The sequence below is a fragment of the Brevundimonas sp. genome (genome assembly GCF_013823285.1).
Lineage (GTDB): Bacteria > Pseudomonadota > Alphaproteobacteria > Caulobacterales > Caulobacteraceae > Brevundimonas.
The window spans coordinates 1-3,891 of record NZ_PNLV01000156.1 but is presented as its reverse complement, the minus strand read 5'-3'; the positions used below and the strand labels follow the sequence as shown (position 1 = coordinate 3,891).

Genomic DNA, 3,891 nt, shown 5'->3' with positions numbered 1-3,891 from the left:
TGCTGAAGCCCGGCGCGCGCCTCGCCGTGGTCGGCGGCGGCTATGTGGGGCTGGAGGCCGCCGCCTCGGCCCGCGCCCTGGGCGCCGAGGCCGTCATCATCGAGCGCGAATCTCGCTGTCTGGCCCGCGTCGCCTGCGGCCCCCTGTCGGACTTCTTTCAGGATCTCCATCGCAGCCACGGCGTCGGCCTCGAGCTGAACGCCGCGGTCTCCGGCTTCGAAGCTGCAGACGGCGTCCTCACCAGCGTGCGGCTGGAGGACGGCCGCATCATTCCCTGTGACATCGCCCTGGTGGGCGTCGGCGGTGTGGCCAATGACGAATTGGCGCGCGCGGCGGGCCTGCCTTGCGAGAATGGCGTGGTGGTGGACCATCAGGCCCGCACCAGCGATCCCGCCATCTTCGCCATCGGCGATGTGACCTGGCGCCCCCTGCCGCTCTACGAGGACCGCTCGTTCCGTCTGGAGAGCGTGCCCAATGCGCTGGAGCAGGCCAAACAGGTCGCCGCCGCCGTCACCGGCCGCCCCGCCCCCGCGCCCGAGACGCCCTGGTTCTGGTCCGACCAGTACGACGTGAAACTGCAGATCGCCGGCCTGCCCTTCGAGGCCGACGACCTCGTGGTGCGCGGCGATCCCGCCGCCGCAAAATTCGCGGTCTTCCACCTGAAAGGCGACCGGGTCCGCGCGGTGGAGGCCGTCAACGCCCCGCCCGAATTCATGATGGGCAAGCAGCTCATCGCCAGGGCGACTCCCGTCGACCGCGCCAAACTGGCCGACCTGTCCGTGTCCATGAAAGAAGTGGCGGCATGAGCGGCTGGCGCTTCTGGATCGACCGGGGCGGCACCTTCACCGACATCGTCGCCCGCGCGCCCGACGGCGCCCTGACCACCGCCAAGCTGCTGTCCGACAATCCCGAGCGCTACGCCGACGCCGCCACCGAGGGCGTCCGGCGCATCCTGGACGCCGCCCCCGGACCGCTTCCGGCGGGGCGGGTGGACGCCGTGCGCATGGGCACCACCGTGGCCACCAACGCCCTGCTGGAGCGCAAGGGCCAGCCCACCGTCCTCGCCATCACCCGCGGCTTCGGCGACGCTCTGCGCATCGGCTGGCAGAGCCGTCCCGACATCTTCGCCCGTCACATCAAGCTGAACGACCAGCTGTACGACCGGGTGGTCGAGATCGACGAGCGCCTGACCGTGGACGGCGCCGTGGACCGTCCGCTGGACGAGGCGAAGACCCGCGCCGACCTGACCGCCGCCCACGCCGATGGGTTCCGATCAGTCGCCATCGTCCTCGTCCACGGCTGGCGCTTCACCGACCACGAGACGCGCGTGGCCGAAATCGCGCGCGAGATCGGCTTCACCCAGATTTCCGTCAGCCACGAGGTGGGCGCCCTGATCAAGCTGATCGGGCGCGGCGACACCACCGTGGCCGACGCCTATCTGTCGCCGGTGCTGGCCGCCTATGTGGACCGGGTCGGCGCCGATCTGGGCCCCGACGCGCCGCTGCTGTTCATGCAGTCCTCCGGCGGCCTGACGGCGGCGGACGCCTTCCGGGGCAAGGACGCCATCCTCTCCGGTCCCGCAGGCGGGGTGGTGGGCATGGCCGAGACGGCGCGTCAGGCCGGGTTCGAGCGCGTCATCGGCTTCGACATGGGCGGCACCTCCACCGATGTCTCCCACTTCTCCGGCGAGTACGAGCGCACCTCCGACGCCGTGGTGGCAGGGGTGCGCCTGCGCGCGCCCATGCTGTCGATCCACACCGTGGCGGCGGGCGGCGGCTCCATCTGCCGCTTCGAGGGCGGACGCATGCGGGCCGGGCCAGAGTCCGCCGGGGCGGTGCCCGGACCGGCCGCCTATCGCCGTGGCGGCCCCCTGACCGTGACCGACTGCAACGTCATGCTGGGCAAGCTGCGGCCCGAGTTCTTCCCCGCCGTGTTCGGCCCCGAGGCGGACCAGCCGCTGGACGCCGAGGTGGTGGGCGAACGTTTCGCCGCCCTGTCCGATCAGGTGAAGGCCGAGACCGGCCGCGATCTCGCCCCCGCCGATCTGGCCGAGGGCTTCGTCGCCATCGCGGTCCAGAACATGGCCGAGGCCATCAAGGCCATCTCCATCAGCCGGGGCCACGACGTCACCGGCTACGCCCTGAACTGCTTCGGCGGCGCGGGCGGCCAGCACGCCTGTCTGGTGGCCGATGCGCTCGGCATGACCACGGTGATGCTGCATCCGTTCGCGGGGGTGCTGTCAGCCTACGGCATGGGTCTGGCCGAGGTGCGCGCCATCCGCCAGGCCACCGCCGCCCTGCCCCTGTCGCCCCACAACGACCCCGACCTGGCCGCCCGCATCGCAGATCTGGACGCCGCCGCCCGCGCCGAGCTGACCGCCCAGGGCTTCGCCGACGCCGCCCTGCAGACCCTGCCCCGCGCCGAGATCAAATACGCCGGAACCGACACCCCGCTGACGGTGGCCTTCGGCCCCGCCGACGCCATGACCGCCGCCTTCGAGGCCGCCCACCGCCGCCGCTTCGGCTTCGTGGCCGAGGGCAAGCCGCTGGTGGTGGAGACGCTGGAGGTCGAGGCCGTCGCCGCCTCCGACCAGGGCGCCGGCGATCTGGCCCCGCCCGCCGCGACCGCCGCGAAACCGGTCGCCCGCGTCCCCGTCCGCATGGCCGGCGCCGATCATGACGCGCCCGTCTGGCGGCGCGAACATCTGGACGCCGACGCCGCCGTGGACGGTCCGGCCATCATTCTGGAGGACACCGGCACCACCGTGCTCGAGCCCGGCTGGCGCGCCACGGTGGACGCCCACGCCAATCTGATCCTGAAGCGCGTCGTCCCCCTGCCCGCTCGCACAGCCTTGGGCACCGAGGCCGATCCCATCCTGCTGGAGGTGTTCAACAGCCGCTTCATGGCCTGCGCCGAACAGATGGGCGAGGCCCTGCGCGCCACCGCCTATTCAGTCAACATCAAGGAACGGCTGGACTTCTCCTGCGCCGTCTTCGACGCCGGCGGCGCCCTGATCGCCAACGCCCCCCACATCCCCGTCCACCTGGGCTCCATGGGCGAGAGCATCCGCACCGTCATCCGCCAGCGCACCGACGGGAGAGGCATGCGCCGGGGCGACGTCTACATGCTCAACGCTCCCTACAACGGCGGCACCCACCTGCCCGACATCACCGTCATCATGCCGGTGTTCCTGAACGGCGACGACGCCCCCGCCTTCTTCGTCGCCGCGCGCGGCCACCACGCCGACGTGGGCGGGACCACCCCGGGCTCCATGCCGCCGGACTCCACCACGGTGGACGAGGAAGGCGTGCTGATCGACGATTTCCTGCTGATCGACGAAGGCGCCCTGCGCGAGCCCGAGACCCGCGCCCTGTTCGCCTCAGGGCCCTATCCGTCGCGCAACGTCGACCAGAATCTGGCTGACCTGATGGCCCAGGTCGCCGCCTGCACCCGCGGCGCCGACGAGCTGATCCGCATGGTGGACGAGTTCGGCCGCCCGGTGGTCACCGCCTACATGGGCCACGTCCAGGACAACGCTGAGGAGGCCGTGCGCCGCGCCATCGCCGCCCTGAAGCCCGGCGCCTTCGATTATGAAATGGACGACGGCGCGGTCATCCGCGTGAGGATCGACATCGATCCCGCCGGACGCCGTGCGGTGGTCGATTTCACCGGGACCAGCGGCCAGCGCCCGACCAATTTCAACGCCCCCCTGTCCATCACCCGCGCGGCGGTCCTTTACGTCTTCCGCACCCTGGTGGACGACGCCATCCCCCTGAACGAGGGCTGCCTCAAGCCCATCGAGCTGATCGTGCCCGAAGGCTCCATGCTGAACCCGCGCCATCCCGCCGCCGTGGTGGCCGGCAACGTGGAGACCAGCCAGGCGGTGGTGGA

General features: G+C 71.5%; 2 protein-coding genes. Both read left to right on the top strand.

From position 1 onward, the window contains the following. The coding region (locus C0461_RS13735) for an FAD-dependent oxidoreductase (RefSeq protein WP_292107795.1) at positions 1-806 on the top strand (806 nt) is incomplete at its 5' end. Next, the coding region (locus tag C0461_RS13730; protein WP_292107794.1) for a hydantoinase B/oxoprolinase family protein at positions 803-3,891 on the top strand (3,089 nt) is incomplete at its 3' end. The genes C0461_RS13735 and C0461_RS13730, both read left to right, overlap by 4 nt.